This is a genomic window from Polaribacter gangjinensis (genome assembly GCF_038024125.1).
In the GTDB taxonomy this organism is placed as follows: Bacteria; Bacteroidota; Bacteroidia; order Flavobacteriales; family Flavobacteriaceae; genus Polaribacter; species Polaribacter gangjinensis.
Window position 1 is genome coordinate 2,892,537 of record NZ_CP150662.1, and the last position, 20,405, is coordinate 2,912,941.

Below are 20,405 nucleotides of genomic sequence, written 5' to 3' on the forward strand. Positions count from 1 at the left end.
TTTTGGAAATTATTTGGGATAAAATTTCTATAAATTTAGTTCAATTTTCGAGTTACTTTCTTCAAAATAAGATAAATAATCATCAATTTTAAAAGTATTTTTATCAAATCTTGAGGTTCTATTTTTGGATTCTTGTTGTCTGATAATGCTTCTTGCAAAGCGTCTTATTTCAGCTTTTGAAGTTAAAATCAATCCTGGAACAGGAGTACTATTTCCATCTTCATCTTTGGCAACCATTGTAAAATAGGAAGAATTGCAGTGTTTTGTTTCTCCAGTTCTGATGTTTTCAGAATCTACACGCAAACCAATAACCATAGAAGTTCGTCCTGTAAAATTTACAGAGGCTTTTAAGGTTACTAATTCTCCAACTTCAATCGGATTTACAAAATCAACTTTATTAACAGAAGCTGTAACACAATATTGTCCTGAATGTTTTGAAGCACATGCAAAGGCAATTTGATCCATCAAATTTAAAATAAAACCACCATGAATTTTTCCGCTAAAATTAGAGTGAGATGGCAACATCAATTGAGTAATGACTACTTGTGAATCTTTCACATATTTAAAATTACTCATTATTTATTGTTTTTAGTTCTAAAATGAGGAGAGTCTTCTTGGGTAACTTTGGTGATAAAATATTTAGTATCTCCCAACCAAAAAAGGGTTTTGTAGCGTTCTACATAATCAACTTTTACATAATGACCTTGGTAGTTTTTAAGGTCTTCAATAACCTGTTTATTGTTTTTTTCTACAGAAAATGAAAATATTTGAGCGCCCGAAATTCCTTGACTAATTTCTCCTTCCCAAGTTTTAAATAAAATGCCTTTTTTACTTATTTTGATCAATTCGCCAGAGCGAACTCCTTCACTAAAAGTGGCAAAATAAATAAAACTGAAATAGATAACAGCAACAATAACAATTACTGAAACCAAAATTGATAAAAATTTTTTCATGAGTCAAAAATACAAATCTAATTTACTTGATTATGAGAAACTTTTAAAAAACTTTCTTTTAGTAAAAAAACAATAATGATTTTTTTTAACCCTAAATTCAATTAAATTTGTAGAATATCAATGCAAACCAACATGAACTATATCTTATTTGATAGCGATGTTAGAAACTCGTTATTACCTTTTACATTTACAAAACCTGTTGCCGATTTAAGAATAGGAATTTTAACAATTCGCGAAAAATGGGAGCATTATTTAGGGCTTTCAACATCCACAATTACTGAAGATTATTTAGAAGAAAAATATCCGATGGTTGAAATGGAAGAGAATGTTTTAATCAATGCATCATTTTGTCCTTCAAAAAAGCTGGTAAAAAAAATAAAGAATCTTTCAAAAAATGAAGCTATTTTTAAAGGTGATGATGTAATCGCATTTTATACTTCTGATTCGCAAGAAGAAGTTGATTTTGATATTTACACACAAATTGAATTTGAAGATGATTTACTCCGAATAAAAAATACATGGGATATTTTTTCATTAAACGACAAGGCAATTCAACAAGATTTTGATTTGTTGACGAAAGACAGAACTTCGCAGCCAATTCCGAAAACAGTTCAGGCAATCAATCCTGAAAAAATATTTATTGAAGAGGGTGCAAAAATAACATTTGCATTTTTAAATGCCTCTTCAGGTCCCATTTATATTGGTAAAGATGCCGAAATTATGGAAGGTTGTGTTGTTAGAGGGCCGCTTGCAATGTGCGAACATTCTGCGTTAAAAATGGGTGCAAAAATTTATGGTGCCACTACTTTAGGGCCACATTGTAAAGTTGGTGGAGAGGTAAATAATTCCGTTTTAATGGGATATTCTAACAAAGGTCATGATGGGTTTTTAGGAAATTCGGTTTTGGGTGAATGGTGTAATTTAGGTGCAGATACCAACAATTCAAACTTAAAAAACAATTATGCTGAAGTAAAATTATGGGATTATGAAACTAAAAGATTCGTAAAAACTGGTTTGCAATTTTGTGGTTTAATGATGGGCGATCACTCTAAATGTGGTATCAATACTATGTTTAATACAGGAACAGTTGTGGGTGTGAGCGCGAATATTTTTGGCAGTGGATTTCCAAGAAATTTTGTACCCTCTTTTAGTTGGGGAGGAGCTTCAGGTTTTACAGAATATAAAACTGACAAGGTTTTTGAAGTTGCAAAAGTAGTGATGAGTCGCAGAAATATTGAGTTTAATGAACAAGATGAACGTATCCTAGAATATGTTTTTGAAATTACGAAACAATATCGAAATTTTTAATTTCAACTTATAAAAAAAAGCCCTAAAAATTATTTTTCAGGGCTTTTTTTAATTGGAGGAAAAGTTAATTCTGATTGATGATTTCTCCAGAACCAACAGATTTTACATCTTTTTCAGCTGGATTTCCTTTATAATATATATTTCCAGAACCCACCACTTTTGCTTTGATCTTTTTATTGACAGTTGTTTTTACACTTCCTGAACCAGCAATTGTTGCAGTTGTAATTTCAGAATTTAGATTATAAGCACTCACATTTCCAGAACCAGCAACAGAACAATTAAACTCAGTAGTTTTTCCAGAAATTTCAATATTTCCTGATCCGCCAATATTTACGCTCAATGCGTTCGTATCAATTTGTAATTTGATATTTCCTGACCCGCCTAAAGAAGCCGAAAATTCATCGGTTTTAATTACTCCTACATTTGTAATATTTCCTGATCCACCTAAAGAAACTTTATCAATACTTGCTATTGGAACTGTAATTGTCAATTTTTTTGTGGTATTGATATTGGTGTTTTTTTTGTATTTTATCTGTAAATTTCCTCTAGAAACTTCAATTTCAATATAAGGAATTATATTTTCTTCGCCTTCAATTTTGATGATTCCTTCTTTGCCTTTAACCAAAACAACATCAAATGAGCCACCAACGCTAACCTCATCATATTCAGAAGTTGTTCTTGTTTCCGTTACAATTTTTCCATTTCCTTTCACTCTTTCTCCATTTCCCCAATTTTGAGAATTAATTGCGAAGGTGATTAGAAAAAGTACAAGTGATAATTTCAATTTTTGATTCATAATTTTAGTTTTATTGATTGATATTTTAATTTTCGTTGATTGTTATACTACCATATTGAGATTTAACAATCAATTTTGAATTTGAACTTCCGTTTCCAAATTTTCCTTCATAATATTTTTTAGTTGATTTTTCAATTCGTGTTTGAAATGAAATTTTATCATTGTTATCTTTAAATCCAGTATATTCTAAATCGAGATTTATATCAAAGTCTGCATTAGGATCAACAGCTAATTTTATAGTAGTAAACTCTGCATTAATCATTACAGATTCAAAATTTTTCTTTAAATCTTTAACAAAAATTGAGCCATAATCTGTGTCAATTTGAAGTTTTTTACTAACTGAACCAAAGCGTAAACCAGTATAATCTGATCTTCCAACAATCGATTCAGCTTCTTCAATTTTTAAAGAACCATAACCTGCATTGAAATTAATTTCTTGTAATTTGTTGATTTCTAGAGTTGTATAATCTGAACTTGATTTTATTTTTTCTGACTTTTCTATTGTTAATTTTGAATAATCTAAATTTAAAATTCCGTTTTTGATAAATGAAATACTAGATGATGAGCAATAATCTAAATTTATAGTATTGTTTTCTCCTAACAATTCACCCAAAATAATTTTTCCATAATCGCATTGTATATTGGTGTTTCCTGACAAGGTGTCTAAAAAAATACTTCCATATTCGTTTTTCAAATCAAGAGAATTGGTTTTGGGCATTTTAACGAAATAATCAATTTTATAGTTCAAATTGTCACTTTTTTTCCACCAATTCCAATTTTTTTCTCCACTTTCTATAATTGTTTTAGCAAAAACTTTGTCAGAACTTGCTTTAAATTCAACTAGGATATTAGCAATTCTATTTTCAACGCGATCTAAATCATTGCCTTTTACAGTGATCACAACTTCAATAGCGATTTTATTTTCGTTCCAAGAAGTAATGCTAACGTTTCCATACTTATTAAGAAGTTGCAAGTTTGCATTTTTAGAAACACTAAATTCTTTGTTGATTTTTTTAGTTTTTTCGTGTCTTAATTCATCAATAGTTGCGAAAAGTATTGATGGAATTAGTAGTAATAAAAGAGTGATTTTATACATAAATTTCATTTTTAAATTTTTTAATTTGATTGATTTTTTTCAGCATATTTTCTAGAATTTCTAATCGTAATTGATAGTTTTCTATCATAAAATTGATGATTTTTTCTTGGTTACCTTGTTTGTTTAATTCTTTTAGCAATTGCTGATATTCTTTCTCTAAATCCTCCAATTGAGATAAAGTTTGTTTGATAATCAACTCATTTTCTGGGGTTTTACTTTTTTCTAAAACTGTTATTTTTTGATGAATTGTAGTGACAAAATATCCCTGAACCTCTTCTAATTTTGGCGAAATATCAGCCAAATCAATAGTTGCTTTTTGTTGCATTCTTCCAAACCAAAAACCAACAATCAATAAGATTGAAGCTGCTACAGAGAGCCATTTCCAAGAAATTTTATCACTTTTTTTTGTAGCTTTTAGTTTGTTTTCAAAACGCTCAAAGTGTCCATTTTCAGGCTCTTGAAAATCGAAATCTGATTCAGAAAAAAAGTTTTCGAAATTATTTTTCATAATAGTCATATCATTTGTGCAAGTAATGCTTGCTTTAATTTGTTTTTTGCTCTTAAAATGGTTGTTCTTACATTTTCATTAGTGTAATTTAAAATTTGTTGAATTTCTTCATAATCAAATCCTTCAATCAAGTGTAAGGTTAAAATTACTCTGTAATTTTCTTTTAAATTTTGTATTGCATTCAAAACCATTTTTGGATCAAGTTTAGTGGTTTCTATACCTTCTTCCTCAATTTCATTCTCTCTAACAATTTCCATTTTTGTCAATTCATATCGATTGTTTTTTCTCAATTGATTGATACTTTTATTAATTACAATTCTCTTTAACCATGCTCCAAATGCCACTTCACCTTTGTAAGAGTCTAGTTTTGTAAAAGCAGTTAAAAACGCTTCTTGCATAACATCTTCAGCTTCAAAACAATCATTTAAAATTCGAATTGCAGCGTTATACATTGCCTTATAATAGGCTTTGTACAGTTGCAATTGAGCATTATGATCCGACTTTTTACAGCGCTCAATCAGGTCTTTGATATGTGGATGGTTAGCTTCCAATAAAACGTTTCTAATCTAGAGACAACTAATTTTAAAACTTGTGACACTTTTTTGAAAATTAAATGTACTAAATTTTAAAACTTTTAAGATTTTATTTGGCATAACAATTGAACTTATTAAAAAAAATAATTGTACTATCGTATGTAAAATATTGATAATGATTATTTTATATTTATATGAATGATATTGATAGATTTCTTAAATCAAAATTCAATGTCAGAATGACAGAAAAATAACCAATGAGCAAAACAAAAATTATAAAATTAGACAGTTTGTCGTTTCAAAACATCATGAATGAAGATTCAGAATTGATTCCGCTAATGACTCCAGAAGACGAAGAAATTATAAATAACGAAAGTGTACCAGAAATTCTTTCTATTCTTCCGCTTAGAAATACAGTATTATTTCCTGGAGTTGTAATTCCAATTACTGCAGGAAGAGACAAATCCATTCAACTGATAAAAGACGCGAACAATGGCAATAAAATTATTGGAGTTGTTGCACAGCGAAATGAAGATATTGAAGAGCCAACGTTGAAAGATATTCACACAACAGGAGTTGTGGCGCAAATATTACGTGTTTTAAAAATGCCTGATGGAAATACAACTATCATCATTCAAGGAAAAAAGCGTTTTGAAATTGATCAGATTATTGAAGAAAAACCTTATTTGAAAGCTATTGTAAAAGAGGCTGTTGAAGAAAGAGTAATTGATAATGTAAAAGAATTTGAGGCAATTATTGAATCTATCAAAGAATTAGCTTTAGAGATTATTAAAGAAAATCCGATGTTGCCATCTGAAGCTTCTTTTGCAATTAAAAATATTCATTCAAATTCTTTTTTAGTCAATTTTATTGCATCAAACATGGATTTAAGTGTGATGCAAAAACAAGTTATTTTAGAGAAAGACAACCTGAAAGAGCGCGCTTTATTAACTCTTAAAAATTTAAATAAAGAGTTACAAAAGTTAAAGTTGAAAAATGATATTCAATCTAAAACGCGCGAAGATTTAGATCAACAACAACGTGAATACTACTTACATCAACAGTTAAAAACCATTCAAGAAGAGTTGGGTGGCGTTTCTTACGATCAAGAATTGGAAGAAATGCAACAACAAGCCAAAACCAAAAAATGGAGTAAAGAAGTTGGCGATACTTTTAGTAAAGAACTGAATCGTTTAAAAAGAATGAATCCGCAAGCTGCAGAATATGGTTTGCAAAGAAGTTATTTAGAATTGTTGTTAGAATTGCCTTGGGGAGAGTTTTCTGAAGATAAATTTGATTTGAAAAGAGCCACCAAAATTTTAGATAGAGATCATTTTGGATTGGAAAAAGTCAAAGAAAGAATCATTGAACATTTGGCCGTTTTAAAACTAAAAGGTGATATGAAATCGCCTATTTTATGTTTATATGGTCCTCCTGGAGTTGGAAAAACTTCTTTAGGAAAATCAATAGCAGAATCTTTAGGACGGAAATACGTTCGAATGTCTTTAGGAGGTTTGCGAGATGAGGCAGAAATTCGTGGTCACAGAAAAACCTATATTGGAGCAATGCCTGGACGTTTAATCCAAAATTTGAAAAAAGCAGGAACGTCAAATCCTGTTTTTGTGTTGGATGAAATTGATAAATTAGGACAAAGTCATCAAGGAGATCCATCATCTGCAATGTTAGAAGTATTGGATCCTGAACAAAACACCTCATTTTATGACAATTATTTAGAAGTTGGTTACGATTTATCTAAAGTATTATTCATTGCAACTGCCAATAATTTAAGCCAAATTCCTTGGGCTTTACGCGATAGAATGGAAATTATCAATGTTACTGGATATACAATTGAAGAAAAAGTTGAAATTGCCAAAAAGCATTTATTGCCAAAACAGCTCAAAGAACATGGTTTATCTGCCAAAGATTTAAAGTTAGGGAAACAACAAATCGAACAAATTGTAGAAGGTTACACTCGCGAATCTGGAGTTCGTGGTTTGGAAAAACACATTGCGAAAGTAGTTCGTTTTGCTGCAAAATCAGTCGCTTTAGAGGAAGAGTATGATGTGGTTTTATCTTCAGAAAAAGTTGAAGAAATTTTAGGAGCTCCAAGAAATAGAGATAAATACGAAACTAATGATGTTGCTGGTGTAGTTACAGGTTTGGCTTGGACAAGTGTTGGAGGAGATATTTTGTTTATAGAGTCCATTTTATCCAAAGGAAAAGGAGTGCTTTCAATTACAGGAAATTTGGGAAATGTAATGAAAGAGTCTGCAACTATAGCCTTGCAATACATCAAATCAAAAGCGGAAGATTTTGGAATTGATCAAGAAATCATCAGCAAATATGATGTGCATATTCACGTACCAGAAGGCGCTACTCCAAAAGATGGTCCAAGTGCAGGTATAACTATGTTGACATCCTTGGTTTCTTCTTTTACACAGAGAAAAGTAAAAAGTAAATTGGCCATGACTGGAGAAATTACATTGCGAGGTAAAGTGTTGCCTGTAGGCGGAATCAAAGAAAAAATATTAGCTGCCAAAAGAGCGAACATCAAAGAAATTATTTTGTGTGAAGACAATAAAAAAGACATTTTAGAAATCAAAGACACTTATTTAAAAGGCTTAACCTTTTATTATGTAACTGATATGAAGCAAGTTATTGACATTGCTTTGACAAAGCAGAAAGTAACAAATGCTAAGAAATTAAAATAAAATAAAAAAACCTCTAAATTTCAGAGGTTTTTTTATGAATTTAAAAATTGTCTTTGAAATAAATCAACCATTAATTTTACATAAATTATTGTGATAATCACAAAAAATATCAGTAAAAAAAATTTCGTTCCTTTTTTCATAAAAAGACTAAAATTGTAGTTTTCTATCTAAAAAATTCTTTCGATTTTTCCCAAATGATGTCCATTTCAGCCAATGACATTTCAGAAAGTTTTTTGTTTTCTTTTGAAGCAGTTTCTTCTAAAAACTGAAAACGATTGATGAATTTTTTATTCGTTTTTTCCAACGCATTTTCAGGATTTATGCCAATAAAACGTGCATAATTAATCATCGAAAATAACACATCCCCAAACTCTTTTTCGATATTGTTTTTATTTCCCTTTTTAATTTCTTCATTCAACTCAGCCAATTCTTCTTGTACTTTTTCCCAAACCTGTTCGGGTTTTTCCCAATCAAAACCAACTCCAGCAACTTTATCTTGAATTCTATTGGCTTTTATCAAAGCAGGCAAACTTTTTGGGACACCTTCTAAAACCGATTTTTTTCCTTCTTTTAATTTTAGTTGTTCCCAATTACGTTTTACATCTTCAGCATTTTCAACTTTTACGTCACCATAAATATGAGGATGTCTTGAAATTAATTTATCGGAAATTGAGTTGGCAATATCTGCCATATCAAAAGCTTGTTTTTCACTTCCAATTTTGGCATAAAAAACAATATGAAGTAACACATCACCCAATTCTTTTTTGATTTCTTGCAAATCATTTTCAAGAATTGCATCAGCCAATTCGTAGGTTTCTTCAATGGTTAAATGACGCAAACTTTCTAAAGTTTGTTTTTGATCCCAAGGACATTTTTCACGCAAATCGTCCATAATATCTAACAATCTATTGATGGCCTCTAATTGTGATTTTCTTGAGTTCATATTTGGATTTTACCAGTTTAAAGTTTTAGGTAAACTAAAAACCAAAAACTAAATTAAGCTTCTTCCTTTTTTTCTTCAACTGATTTAAAAACCATTCCAGCACTTACTAAAATGTTAAACCACTGAATTACTTTTTTGATGTTAGAAACATACACTCTTTCAGCGTCATAATTTGGCAAAACTTCTTCGAAAAAAGCGATTAATTTTTTGTCATTTTCTTTATGAGAAATTGCTTCTTTTCCTTCCGTTTTTTCGAACATTGCATTGAAAACATTTTGTAGAGGCATGTCTTCTTCATAAGTATAAATGGCAATATTTTCAAGTAAACTTACATTTTGAGTAGCATTGATTGCCAATCGTTTTTTATCCATTAATGATTCTACAATAATAGCATTTTTTGATTGAGAAATTACTTGAAACAATCCAGGTTTGCCAGTTACAGCAATGATTTTATTAAATTCCATGTAGGTATATTTTGATTTTTTTTATTAAAAAGTATGAGGTATTTAGTTAGGAAAACGCATTCTGTAATCTGCTTTTATTTTTCCTTTTGAGATATTTTCTAGTTTCTTTTTTAGTAATCTTTTCTTAAGAGATGAAATTCTGTCAGTAAATAAAACACCTTCAATATGATCATATTCGTGTTGAAAAATTCGAGCTGCTAAACCAGAAAGTGTCTCAGTATGTTTTTCAAATTGTTCATCTTGATATTCAATGGTAATTGTTGGTTGACGCCAAACATCTTCACGAATGTCAGGAATACTCAAACAACCTTCATTAAAAGACCATTCTTCACCTTCTTCTTTAATTATTTTTGGATTGATAAAAACGCGGTTAAAGTTTTTTAGAACCTCATTTTCTTCTTTGTTCAGATCTTCATCATCTGCAAAAGGCGATGCGTCAATTACAAATAAACGAATCGCTTTTCCAATTTGAGGTGCTGCCAAACCAACTCCAGATGCATTGTACATGGTTTCTTTCATATTGGCAATCAACTCTTGTAAATTTGGATACTCTTTACTGATTTCCTCGCTTTTTTTTCTTAAAACAGGATCTCCGTAAGCAACTATTGGTAATATCATTTTTCTTTTTTTACGTGACAAAAATACAATTAGAATTTTGAAATACCAATTTAAAACGCTTTTTAGGAACTATATAAGTAGGATTGTAAAATAATAGTTGCACTAATTTCATCAACCAAGGCTTTATTACTGCGTTGTTTTTTCTTTAATCCACCAGCAATCATGGTTTGTACTGCAATTTTTGATGTAAAGCGCTCATCAATTCTTTTTACTGGAATTGTTGGAATTTCTTTGGATAATTTCTCTAAAAATGGTTTGATGAAAACCTCACTTTCACTGTCAGTATTGTTGAGTTGTTTTGGTTTTCCAACAATAAATAATTCGACTTTTTCTTCAGAACAATAGTCTTTTAAAAACGGAATTAAGCTTTCTGTAGCAACAGTTGTCAAACCAGATGCAATGATTTGCAATTCGTCTGTTACTGCAATTCCTGTTCTTTTTTGTCCAAAATCAATCGCTAAAATACGTCCCAAATTATTTTATTTTTTGCAAAAATACGAAATTAAACAAGCGCTTTGAATCTGTTTAAAAAGTGTATATTCGCTTTTCATTTTTAAGATTCAATTTATATTTGCAAAAATATTAAACACAATGAAAGATATTAGAGAAACTATTGAAGCTGCTTGGGAAAATCGTGAGTTATTAAAAGAACAAAAAACGATTGATACAATTCGAAAAGTAATTGATTTGTTGGATAAAGGAGAATTGAGAGTTGCAGAACCAATTGCTGAAGGTTGGCAAGTAAATGAATGGGTTAAAAAAGCAGTAGTTTTGTATTTCCCTATTCAAAAAATGGAAACTTTAGAAGCTGGAATTTTTGAATATCATGATAAAATTCCGTTGAAAAGAAATTTTGCAGAAAGAGGTATTAGAGTAGTTCCAAATGCAGTGGCAAGACATGGTGCTTTTATCTCTTCTGGCACAATATTAATGCCAAGTTACGTTAATATAGGAGCTTATGTTGATGAAGGAACTATGGTTGATACATGGGCAACTGTTGGTTCTTGTGCGCAAATTGGCAAAAATGTACATTTGTCTGGTGGAGTTGGAATTGGCGGTGTTTTAGAACCTTTGCAAGCTGCTCCAGTTATCATTGAAGATGGCGCTTTTATTGGCTCAAGATGTATTGTTGTTGAAGGTGTAAGAGTAGGAAAAGAAGCTGTTTTAGGCGCTAATGTAGTGTTGACAATGAGTACTAAAATTATAGATGTTACTGGTGATTCTCCTATTGAAATGAAAGGAGTTGTTCCAGCAAGATCAGTGGTAATTCCTGGAAGTTATACTAAAAAATTCGCAGCAGGTGAATATCAAGTTCCTTGCGCTTTAATCATTGGAAAAAGAAAAGAAAGTACCAATCAAAAAACCTCATTAAATGACGCTTTACGCGAGTATGATGTGGCTGTTTAATAAAAATAATGACTAAAATTACTGCAATTATTCCTACGCTTAATGAAGAAATTCATATTGCTGAGGCTATTAAATCTGTGAGTTTTGCAGATGAAATTATCGTAATAGATTCTTTCAGTACAGACAAAACACTCGAAATTGCAGCAACTTATGATGTAAAAATCATCAAACGTGAGTTTGATGATTTTTCTTCTCAAAAAAACTATGCAATCTCTCAAGCTTCCAATCCTTGGATTTATATTTTAGATGCTGACGAACGCGTAACTCCTCAAGTTGAAAAAGAAATTCTAGAAGCGGTCCAAAATCCCCAGGATTTTGTAGGATTTTATGTAAGAAGATCTTTTTATTTTGCTGGAAAAAATATCAATTACGGAGGCTGTCAAAGAGATAAAGTAGTTCGTTTATTTTTAAAAGAACATTGTAAATACAAAGGTTTTGTTCACGAAACTATTGTTGCGAATGGTAAATTAGGTTTTTTTAAACATAAAATCGAACATTATTCTTACAGAAATTTTGATCATTATATTTCAAAAATGAATCATTATGGAGAATTAAGGGGAAAAGAATATTTTGAAAAAGGGAAAAAAGTAAATTTATATCAAATTTTAATAAAACCTCCTGCAAGATTTGTGATACATTATTTTATCAGATTGGGTTTTTTAGACGGTTTTCCTGGATTTGCTTTTGCAAAAGCTCAAGCTTATGGAGTTTATGTAAGGTACATAAAATTGTGGTTATTAAATAGAGGAGTTAAATAACTTTTTGATTTTTATAAAACAAGTAATTCCTCACACAACGTTGCAATTTGTAAGTAAATAAAGCTAATATTTGCCAAAAAGGACGTAGGATTTCTCTAATAATTTTAGTGAATTTTGGTAGGTTTTTTTGTTGAATTGTGGTTCCTCCAACATTAGCATCATTTGTTTTTACATACTTTTTTACTGTCGAAAATAAGGGAACTTTGTGTTTGTAAACATCTTGTTTCATCACATCAATAGGAGCATAATAATTACTTAAATTTTTAGACAGATTTGCAGCCGCATTTTTTCCAATAATTTGTCCAATCATCAATACTGGAGGCATCAAATATTTTTTGATGAGTTCATTTTTTTCCAATTCAAAAAAACCTTTTTTCCCTGAAATATCTAAAAAATCATTGGTGGTAATTTGCGCTAAAAGTTGTGGTAAATCATTAAAAAAATCTTCGTGAAGAAGTGCGTCATCTTCCAAAACAATTGAAAAATCTTCTGGTTGATTTGCTATCAATTTCCAAAGCTTAAAATGAGTATGGCAAATACCAATTTCTCCATCATTTGGAAATGGAAAATGCGCTAAAATTTGATGCTTTTTCTTTTCTTTTTTAAGGAAATCTTTTTCTAATTCTTTTCCATAAACTGCTGAAAATCTTGTGATTGGAATATCTAATTTTTGAAATTGTTTTTCCATAAAATCACGTCTTTCCGTACTTTTATCTAAATTGATATAGTAAACTTTATAGGTTTTCATATGTGTAAAGTTAAATTTTCAGCAGTCACAAATTCCATCGCCTTTTTACTCATAGTTGTTTGATTACACAAACTCTTTGTTAATAGCGATTTCATAACAAAATCCAATCTTTACAAGCAACTTCATTTTCTTTGCTCACAAACCAATTTTTTGGAGCAATTACGATTTTGTTTTTATGTTGATTTAGCCAAGCTGCCCACCAAGAAAAACTACTATTTGCAGTAATGTTGTGATTGCATAAACTCATTAAATGCATGTCTTCATGCGGAATTACGTTATGGTCAATATAGACGGCATTTTTAATTTTGAGGTTTTTTTTAACCCAAGAAATATCATCAGAAAATACAAAAAAGGAAATTTCACCACATTTTTCTCGCATCAATTTTATGGCTTCTTTATAATAATTTAGGCCACAAACTCCATGAACTTTGTTCGCTTTTTCATCCAAAATATAATCTCCTCTTCTGATATGAATAGCACAAGTATTTTTTTTGATGGTGATTTTCTCTAAATATTTAATGGTTGAACTAGAAAGTTGCTTTTTTACTATGATTTGCTTTAGCAAAATGCCTCTAATATCCTTAAAATATTTTTCTGTTTGAAAATATCCTTTGATGTAGGCATTTTTTTTAGGCTTTAAAAAACGTTTTTGAAATAAGAGTGATTTTTCTTTCATCGGAATTCTAAATCCATATTTTGCAATGAATGATTCCCATTTAGATGCTTCAGGAAGATCAATTTTAAACTCATGTAATTGATAACCTCCATGCAATTTGTAATTTTTAAAACTAGAAATATCAATTTTTACTTGATATCCTTTTGAGGCTAAAGATTTTGCATATGCATACTGAAATAGCTGATTTCCAAGTCCGCCAAGAATTCTAACTACAATCATTCGTAAATCATAAAAAAGCATTTGAGCAAAAATACAAATGTAATCGCAATTTTATCAAAAGATTTAAGGTTTAAAAGAACATAAAACAATAAATTTGCGAATTCTTATAGAAAGTATGAATTATCAAGAAGCGATTTCAAACGAAATTTTCACCATTATTGCTAAAGCTTCCAAAAATCTAAACGTAAAAAGTTATGTGATTGGTGGTTTTGTACGTGATTATTTTTTGCAAAGAGGTACTGCAAAAGATATTGATATTGTCGTTGTTGGAAGTGGAATTGAACTCGCAAAACAAGTTTCTAAATTGTTAACAAACAGACCAAAAGTTCAAGTTTTTAAAACGTATGGAACAGCCATGTTGCGTTTTCAAGATATGGAAATTGAATTTGTGGGCGCAAGAAAAGAATCATATTCTGAAGATAGTAGAAATCCTGAAGTTTTTGAAGGAACGTTAGAAGATGACCAAAACAGACGCGATTTTACCATAAATGCCTTAGCTTTAAGTTTGAATGAAGATGATTTTGGAGATTTATTAGATCCATTTCAAGGAATAAAAGATTTGGAAAATCAAATTATTAAAACACCTTTAAATCCTGATATTACCTATTCTGATGATCCTTTACGCATGATGCGTGCCATTCGTTTTGCAACTCAATTAAATTTTACCATTGAAGCTGATTCGTTAGCAGCAATTACCAAAAATGCACCTCGTTTAGAAATCATTACGCGTGAGCGAATTGTGGATGAATTGCATAAAATTTTGGCATCTAAAAAACCATCTATTGGATTTTTATTGTTAGAACAAACCAACTTATTGTCTCAAATTTTACCAGAATTAATTGCGTTAAAAGGAGTAGAGGAGGTTGAAGGTCAGAAACATAAAGATAATTTTTATCACACTTTGGAAGTGGTTGATAATATTGCTTTATATACGGATGACGTTTGGTTACGTTGGTCAGCTTTATTGCATGATATTGGAAAAGCACCCACTAAAAAGTTTAGTAAAAAAGTTGGTTGGACGTTTCATGGACATGAATTTGTCGGATCAAAAATGGTGTATAAATTGTTTTCTCGTTTGAAAATGCCTTTGAATAACAAATTGAAATTTGTTCAAAAAATGGTGTTATTAAGCTCAAGACCAATTGTTTTAGCATCAGAAGTTACTGATTCTGCTGTAAGACGTTTGATTTTTGATGCTGGTGAAGATATAAATGCTTTAATGACGCTTTGTGAAGCAGATATTACTACTAAAAATCCAAATAAATTCAAAAAATACCATAAAAATTTTGAGTTGGTAAGAACCAAAATTAAAGAAGTAGAAGAGCGAGATCAAGTTCGTAATTTTCAACCGCCAATTTCTGGTGAAGAAATTATGAACGCTTTTAATTTGCAACCTTGTAAAGAAATTGGGATCATTAAGGAAGCCATCAAAGAAGCCATTTTAGAAGGTGAAATTCCGAATGAACATGAAGCTTCATATCAATTTATGATTCAAAAAGGGAAGTCTTTAGGATTGCAATTAGTGTAAACTTTGCATCGTAACCAATTTGAAATATTCGCCTTTTTTAGCTAATAATTCATCGTGTTTTCCTTGTTCTACGATTTTTCCTTTTTTCATTACCACAATCAAATCTGCTTTTTGAATGGTTGATAACCTGTGTGCAATGACCAAAGAAGTTCTATTTTGCATCATTTTTTCAAGAGCTTGTTGCACTAATTGCTCAGATTCCGTATCTAAAGCTGAGGTTGCCTCATCTAAAATCATGATGGGTGGATTTTTCAAAACAGCTCTTGCTATTGACAAACGTTGTTTTTGTCCGCCAGAAAGTGTATTGCCACTATCACCAATATTGGTGTCAAATTTTTGAGGTAAATTTTGGATAAATTCTAAGGCATTTGCAATTTTTGACGCTTCCAAAATAGCCTCATCAGAAGCTTCTTGTGCGCCCAATTTGATATTGTTTGCAATGGTATCATTAAACAAAATAGATTCTTGTGAAACAATACCCATCAATCCTCGTAAAGATTTAACAGTCATGTTTTTAATATTAATTCCATCAATCAAAACGGCACCTTTATCTACATCATAAAAACGCGTAATTAGGTTCGCTAATGTCGATTTTCCACTTCCTGATTGGCCAACCAAAGCAACAGTTTCACCTTTTTTGATAGTCAATGAAAAGTCTTGTAAAACGTACTCTTTTTTGTATTTAAAAGAAATATTTTGAAAGCAAATTTCTTCTGTAAAATCATTTTTTACTGTTGCATTTGGAATATCTTTTATACTATTTTCAGTTTGCAAAACTTGCAATATTCGTTCTGCAGAAGCTTCGCCTTTTTGAATGTTATAATACGAAGTTGTGATGAGTTTTATCGGATTTAAAACCGTGTAAAACAACACAATATATCCAAAAAACTCTTCTGATTGCAATGAACTTGTTTTCGATAATACTTCTGTTCCTCCAACCCAAAGAATCGCAATTATGGTTGCTGATCCTAAAAATTCACTCATTGGTGATGCCAATGTTTGTCTATGAAAAACGCTGGTCATCAAGGATTTAAAATTTTGAGTTGATTGATTGAATTTCTTTTCAATCACATTTTCTGCATTGAAACCTTTGATAATTCGTAAACCTGTCAATGTTTCTTCAATAAAAGATAAAAAAGTACCTGTTTCTTGTTGAGCTTTTACTGAATTTGCTTTTAGCTTTTTACTGATGGACGAAATAATGAATCCAGAAACAGGAAGTAAAATGAATACAAATAGCGTCAATTTTACACTCATAAATAGCATGATTCCAATTGCAATAATTACTGTAAGTGGTTCTCTTACAATGGTTTCTATGGATGTTAAAATAGAAACTTCTACTTCTTGAACATCAGCAGTCATTCGTGCAATGATATCACCTTTTCGTTTTTCAGTAAAATAAGAAATGGGTAATTCTATGATTTTGCGATACAATTTATCTCTCAAATCTTTGACAACTCCTGTTCTTAAAAAAGTAATAGAATAAGATGCCAAATACCGAAATAAATTCTTAAAAAAGAACAATGAAAGTGTCAACAAACAAATAAAAAGCAATGTTTGTATTTCACCTTCATTGATTATTTTTTGAGCAATATAGTGATAAAAGCTATCTTTTAAGTATTCGCCAATATGAGTAATTCCTTCGTAAACAGGAATTTTAGTTACCTTTTCATTTTTCTCAAAAAGGATACTCAATACAGGAATAAACGCTAAAACAGAAAGGACATTGAAAATCGCATAAAAAATATTGAATACAATATTTAATAATGTAAACTTTCGATACTTTTTTTCGTATTTTAAAATCTCCTTAAAATGCTTCATTAAACTAAATTCATCTCTTTAATAATTCGCTGAATTTTTGCATCCAATGTTGCTTCAACACTTTTTGCATTTTCTTTTGAATCTAAAGGTGCATTTACGCTAAAATAAAACTTGATTTTTGGTTCAGTTCCACTTGGTCTTGCTGCGATTCTAGTACCATTTTCAGTTTGATAAATCAATACATTTGATGTTGGCAAGTCAATTTTTGTTGCTGAGCCTGTTCTGATATCTTTCAAAATAGCTTTGTCATAATCTGCCAAAGTTGCTACTTTTTCACCATCAATCATCGATAAAGGATTGTTACGCATATCACTCAACATTTTTTGAATTTCTGCAGCACCTTCCATTCCTTTTTTAGTAAGTGAAATTAAATGCTCTTTATAGAAATTATTTTCAACATAAATATTGAGCAATTCTTCATAGAATGAACTTCCGTTTTGTTTTGCATAAGCTGCAACTTCACAGGCCAATAATGTTGCAGTAACAGCATCTTTATCACGGACAAAATCACCAACCATATATCCAAAACTTTCCTCACCACCACCAATAAATTGCATTTCTGGAAAATCAACCACCATTTTTGCAATCCACTTAAATCCAGTTAATCCAACTTTGGTTTCAACTCCGAATTTTGCGGCAACTTCATTTACCAATTCAGTAGAAACAATTGTTGAACCAACAAATTGTTTTCCATTGATTCTGCCTTCTTCTTTCCATTTTTTTAGCAAGAAATTGGTCATCACAACCATGGTTTGATTGCCATTTAACAATTTCATATTTCCTTCACTATCACGCACTGCAACACCTAATCTGTCACAATCTGGATCTGTACCAATTACAATATCAGCACCAATTTTATTTGCTAAATTGGTTGCCATCAACAATGCTTCTGGCTCTTCAGGATTTGGCGATTTTACTGTTGGAAAATTTCCATCAGGAATTCGTTGTTCTTCCACAATATGAACATCTGTATAACCCGCTTTTTTCAGAGCATCAGGAACAGAAACTATGGATGTTCCGTGAATAGAAGTGAACACAATTTTAAGATTTTTTCTATCAATATTGTTAGATAAACTTCCGTTTTTTACAGATTCAGTAATGAAAACATCATCAACATTTTTTCCAATATATTCAATTAAGTTTTCGTTTGCAGTAAAGTTAATTTCCGAAAAATCTAGTGCATTTACTTCATTTATAATTCCTGAATCATGAGGAGGTACAATTTGTCCACCATCAGCCCAATATACTTTATATCCATTGTATTCTGGTGGATTGTGAGAAGCTGTTAATACGATTCCAGCATCACAATTTAAATGACGAACTGTAAAAGATAACACTGGAGTTGGGCGTAAATCTTCGAATAAAAATACTTTGATATTATTTGCAGACAATACATCAGCTACAATTTTCGCAAACTTTTTACTATTGTGTCTACAATCGTAAGCTATTGCTACTTTTAATTGTGGTTTTTTTACATTTTTGATGAGGTAATTTGATAAACCTTGAGTCGCTCTTCCAAGCGTATATTTATTGATTCTATTGGTTCCTGCGCCCATAGTTCCACGCATTCCACCTGTACCAAATTCCATTTCTTTGTAAAATCTGTCAGCTAAATCAGTTGGATTGGTATCAATTAAGTTTTGAATTTCAGTTTGAGTTTCAACATCAAAAGTTGGTGTTAACCATGCTGTTGCTTTTTGTAGTATAGAATCCATATTGTATTTTTTTTACAAAGATAAAATTTAGAAATTAAGTTGTTCTTTTATTTTGTAATGTTTTTCATCATTTTTTGATTTGATAATCAACTCTCCAATAAACCCAGCTAAAAATAATAAAGTCCCTAAAATCATGGAAGTTAGTGCAATGTAAAACCATGGATTGTCAGTGACTAAGATGGTTTTAATACCATTATATACTTTGTAAAGTTTAGAAATTCCGATGTAAATGGCAGCAGAAAATCCAAAAATAAAAACGATTGTTCCCCATAGTCCGAAAAAATGCATGGGTCTTTTTCCGAATTTTGATAAAAAAGAAATCGTTATCAAGTCTAAATATCCATTGATGAAACGATTCATTCCGAATTTAGTTTCACCATATTTTCGAGCTTGATGTTGCACCACTTTTTCATCTATTTTGGTAAAACCTTCGTTTTTTGCCAAAATAGGAATGTATCTGTGCATTTCACCACTCACTTTGATGGCTTTTACAACCTCTTTTTTATACGCTTTTAAGCCACAATTAAAATCGTGTAAATGCAAACCAGAAGTCTTTCTAGCAATAGCATTGAATATTTTTGAAGGAATATTTTTGGTATAAACGTTGTCATAACGTTTTTTTTTCCACCCAGAAATTAGGTCGAATTTGTCTGTAAAAATCAATTCATACAATTCAGGAATTTCCTCAGGATTATCTTGTAAATCAGCATCCATAGTAATGATTACATTTCCTTGAGCTTTTTCAAAACCAGCATCCAAAGCCTGACTTTTTCCGTAATTTTTTTGAAAACGAATTCCTTTTACTGATGAATTATCTTTAGAAAGCTGTTCAATTACTTGCCAAGAAGTATCTGTACTTCCATCATCAATAAAAATAATTTCGTATATAAAACGATTGGATTGCATAACTTTTGCAATCCAATCGTGTAATTCTTGTAAAGATTCTTCTTCGTTAAGAAGTGGAATAACCACTGAAATATCCATTATTTTTGGTTTCGGGTTTAAAGTTTAAAATTCAAGGTTAAAAACTTTGAATTTGTAATCTTGAACTAATAGGTTTCTTCTTCTGATTTTTTCATGACTGCAGCAGCAATTGCAGAAACTATAAATCCACCAATTGCGCTTGCAATGATTCCAAAAGCAGAGGTAATTAAAGGCGATTTGAATTTCTCAGACATGGCATTTGCAGCTTCAATTTGTTCTTGAGACATTCCTTGATCTAAAAACTTTTGATTTTGAACTTCCATTACTTGTGCCATAAAATCTGGCTCAACAAAAGTTACAAAAATGTAGTTGTAAATAACACTGATCAAAGCTGCTAAAATGGCAATTCCAACCCCAATTTTAACTCCTTGTCCCCAAGATAAAAAACCTCCATTTGCTTTTTTAAATTGATTTATTCCTAGAATAATCAATCCAATAAAAAATATTCCAGAAGCCAGAGAATTTGACCAATGTGGATCTAAGTGAGTTCCGAATGCATAATTAATAACGCTTATTAAAACTCCTAAAACTCCAAGAATAACTCCATTATTAATGATAAAACTTTTACTGTTTGCTTGATTTTCCATTGTTTAAAAATTTAGTTAGTGATACAAATATA

The 20,405-nt window shown here is 30.6% G+C and carries 21 protein-coding genes; 5 read left to right on the plus strand and 16 right to left on the minus strand.

Going from position 1 to position 20,405, the window contains the following annotated elements; genetic code table 11:
• Positions 1 to 27 precede the first annotated feature (27 nt).
• Both WHA43_RS12700 and WHA43_RS12705 read right to left on the minus strand, forming a co-directional pair.
• Complete coding sequence (locus WHA43_RS12700; RefSeq protein ID WP_211290285.1) at positions 28 to 576, minus strand: acyl-CoA thioesterase; 549 nt, start codon at positions 574 to 576, stop codon at positions 28 to 30.
• Entirely contained in the window at positions 576 to 953 is a 378-nt protein-coding gene (locus tag WHA43_RS12705; RefSeq protein ID WP_105045102.1) for a 6-phosphogluconate dehydrogenase, read from the minus strand. The genes WHA43_RS12700 and WHA43_RS12705 overlap by 1 nt, the downstream gene beginning before the upstream one ends.
• A 132-nt stretch (positions 954 to 1,085) precedes the next feature.
• On the opposite strand from WHA43_RS12705, the gene WHA43_RS12710 reads away from it, so the two are divergent.
• Positions 1,086 to 2,261: a GlmU family protein gene (locus WHA43_RS12710; RefSeq protein WP_105047218.1), complete on the plus strand. Its 1,176-nt coding sequence runs from the start codon at positions 1,086 to 1,088 to the stop codon at positions 2,259 to 2,261.
• Between the two features lie 64 nt (positions 2,262 to 2,325).
• Here the strand turns inward: WHA43_RS12710 and WHA43_RS12715 are convergent, their stop codons facing one another.
• From WHA43_RS12715 to WHA43_RS12730, 4 genes are read right to left on the minus strand one after another with little or no spacing between them, the layout of a single operon-like run.
• Positions 2,326 to 3,057: a head GIN domain-containing protein gene (locus WHA43_RS12715; RefSeq protein ID WP_105045103.1), complete on the minus strand. Its 732-nt coding sequence runs from the start codon at positions 3,055 to 3,057 to the stop codon at positions 2,326 to 2,328.
• 25 nt (positions 3,058 to 3,082) lie between these two features.
• On the minus strand, positions 3,083 to 4,153 hold the full coding sequence (locus WHA43_RS12720) for a hypothetical protein (RefSeq protein ID WP_146104873.1): 1,071 nt from the start codon (positions 4,151 to 4,153) through the stop codon (positions 3,083 to 3,085).
• Positions 4,146 to 4,661, minus strand: coding sequence for a hypothetical protein (locus WHA43_RS12725; protein WP_105047219.1), 516 nt, complete (start codon positions 4,659 to 4,661; stop codon positions 4,146 to 4,148). The genes WHA43_RS12720 and WHA43_RS12725 overlap by 8 nt, the downstream gene beginning before the upstream one ends.
• Before the next feature lie 5 nt (positions 4,662 to 4,666).
• Positions 4,667 to 5,212, minus strand: coding sequence for an RNA polymerase sigma factor (locus tag WHA43_RS12730; protein WP_226742829.1), 546 nt, complete (start codon positions 5,210 to 5,212; stop codon positions 4,667 to 4,669).
• 239 nt (positions 5,213 to 5,451) lie between these two features.
• Here WHA43_RS12730 and lon point away from each other — a divergent pair, with 239 nt between their 5' ends.
• Positions 5,452 to 7,905 (plus strand): endopeptidase La, encoded by a 2,454-nt coding sequence (gene lon / locus WHA43_RS12735; protein ID WP_105045105.1) that lies wholly within the window; start codon positions 5,452 to 5,454, stop codon positions 7,903 to 7,905.
• 163 nt (positions 7,906 to 8,068) lie between these two features.
• Here lon and mazG read toward each other — a convergent pair whose 3' ends face one another.
• From mazG to ruvX, 4 genes are all read right to left on the minus strand, one after another.
• Positions 8,069 to 8,848: a nucleoside triphosphate pyrophosphohydrolase gene (mazG, locus tag WHA43_RS12740; protein ID WP_105045106.1), complete on the minus strand. Its 780-nt coding sequence runs from the start codon at positions 8,846 to 8,848 to the stop codon at positions 8,069 to 8,071.
• 53 nt (positions 8,849 to 8,901) lie between these two features.
• Positions 8,902 to 9,312, minus strand: a complete 411-nt coding sequence (locus WHA43_RS12745) for a DUF5606 domain-containing protein (protein ID WP_105045107.1) — start codon at positions 9,310 to 9,312, stop codon at positions 8,902 to 8,904.
• A gap of 42 nt (positions 9,313 to 9,354) precedes the next feature.
• The gene (gene def, locus WHA43_RS12750; RefSeq protein WP_105045108.1) at positions 9,355 to 9,930 is read right to left on the minus strand and encodes a peptide deformylase; all 576 of its coding nucleotides are present in this window, start codon (positions 9,928 to 9,930) and stop codon (positions 9,355 to 9,357) included.
• Between the two features lie 62 nt (positions 9,931 to 9,992).
• On the minus strand, positions 9,993 to 10,403 hold the full coding sequence (gene ruvX, locus WHA43_RS12755; RefSeq protein ID WP_105045109.1) for a Holliday junction resolvase RuvX: 411 nt from the start codon (positions 10,401 to 10,403) through the stop codon (positions 9,993 to 9,995).
• Positions 10,404 to 10,521: 118 nt separating this feature from the next.
• On the opposite strand from ruvX, the gene WHA43_RS12760 reads away from it, so the two are divergent.
• Positions 10,522 to 11,337, plus strand: coding sequence for a 2,3,4,5-tetrahydropyridine-2,6-dicarboxylate N-succinyltransferase (locus WHA43_RS12760; protein WP_105045110.1), 816 nt, complete (start codon positions 10,522 to 10,524; stop codon positions 11,335 to 11,337).
• Positions 11,338 to 11,345: 8 nt separating this feature from the next.
• The gene (locus WHA43_RS12765) at positions 11,346 to 12,095 is read left to right on the plus strand and encodes a glycosyltransferase family 2 protein (protein ID WP_105045111.1); all 750 of its coding nucleotides are present in this window, start codon (positions 11,346 to 11,348) and stop codon (positions 12,093 to 12,095) included.
• Here WHA43_RS12765 and WHA43_RS12770 read toward each other — a convergent pair.
• On the minus strand, positions 12,088 to 12,843 hold the full coding sequence (locus WHA43_RS12770) for a glycosyltransferase family 25 protein (RefSeq protein WP_105045112.1): 756 nt from the start codon (positions 12,841 to 12,843) through the stop codon (positions 12,088 to 12,090). The two genes, WHA43_RS12765 and WHA43_RS12770, sit on opposite strands and share 8 nt — an antisense overlap.
• Positions 12,844 to 12,934: 91 nt before the next feature.
• On the minus strand, positions 12,935 to 13,738 hold the full coding sequence (locus tag WHA43_RS12775; protein ID WP_105045113.1) for an alpha-1,2-fucosyltransferase: 804 nt from the start codon (positions 13,736 to 13,738) through the stop codon (positions 12,935 to 12,937).
• 115 nt (positions 13,739 to 13,853) lie between these two features.
• On the opposite strand from WHA43_RS12775, the gene WHA43_RS12780 reads away from it, so the two are divergent.
• Positions 13,854 to 15,266: a CCA tRNA nucleotidyltransferase gene (locus WHA43_RS12780; RefSeq protein ID WP_105045114.1), complete on the plus strand. Its 1,413-nt coding sequence runs from the start codon at positions 13,854 to 13,856 to the stop codon at positions 15,264 to 15,266.
• On the opposite strand, the gene WHA43_RS12785 is transcribed toward WHA43_RS12780, so the two are convergent.
• The 4 genes from WHA43_RS12785 to WHA43_RS12800 all read right to left on the minus strand — a co-directional run bounded on the left by WHA43_RS12785 (position 15,258) and on the right by WHA43_RS12800 (position 20,373).
• The gene (locus tag WHA43_RS12785; RefSeq protein ID WP_105045115.1) at positions 15,258 to 17,087 is read right to left on the minus strand and encodes an ABC transporter ATP-binding protein; all 1,830 of its coding nucleotides are present in this window, start codon (positions 17,085 to 17,087) and stop codon (positions 15,258 to 15,260) included. The genes WHA43_RS12780 and WHA43_RS12785 overlap by 9 nt on opposite strands.
• Positions 17,087 to 18,802 (minus strand): phospho-sugar mutase, encoded by a 1,716-nt coding sequence (locus WHA43_RS12790; protein WP_105045116.1) that lies wholly within the window; start codon positions 18,800 to 18,802, stop codon positions 17,087 to 17,089. Before WHA43_RS12790 ends, WHA43_RS12785 begins: the two co-directional genes overlap by 1 nt.
• A gap of 27 nt (positions 18,803 to 18,829) precedes the next feature.
• Positions 18,830 to 19,786 (minus strand): glycosyltransferase family 2 protein, encoded by a 957-nt coding sequence (locus WHA43_RS12795; protein ID WP_105045117.1) that lies wholly within the window; start codon positions 19,784 to 19,786, stop codon positions 18,830 to 18,832.
• A 65-nt stretch (positions 19,787 to 19,851) separates the two neighbouring features.
• Positions 19,852 to 20,373: a DUF4199 domain-containing protein gene (locus WHA43_RS12800; protein ID WP_105045118.1), complete on the minus strand. Its 522-nt coding sequence runs from the start codon at positions 20,371 to 20,373 to the stop codon at positions 19,852 to 19,854.
• Positions 20,374 to 20,405 lie beyond the last annotated feature (32 nt).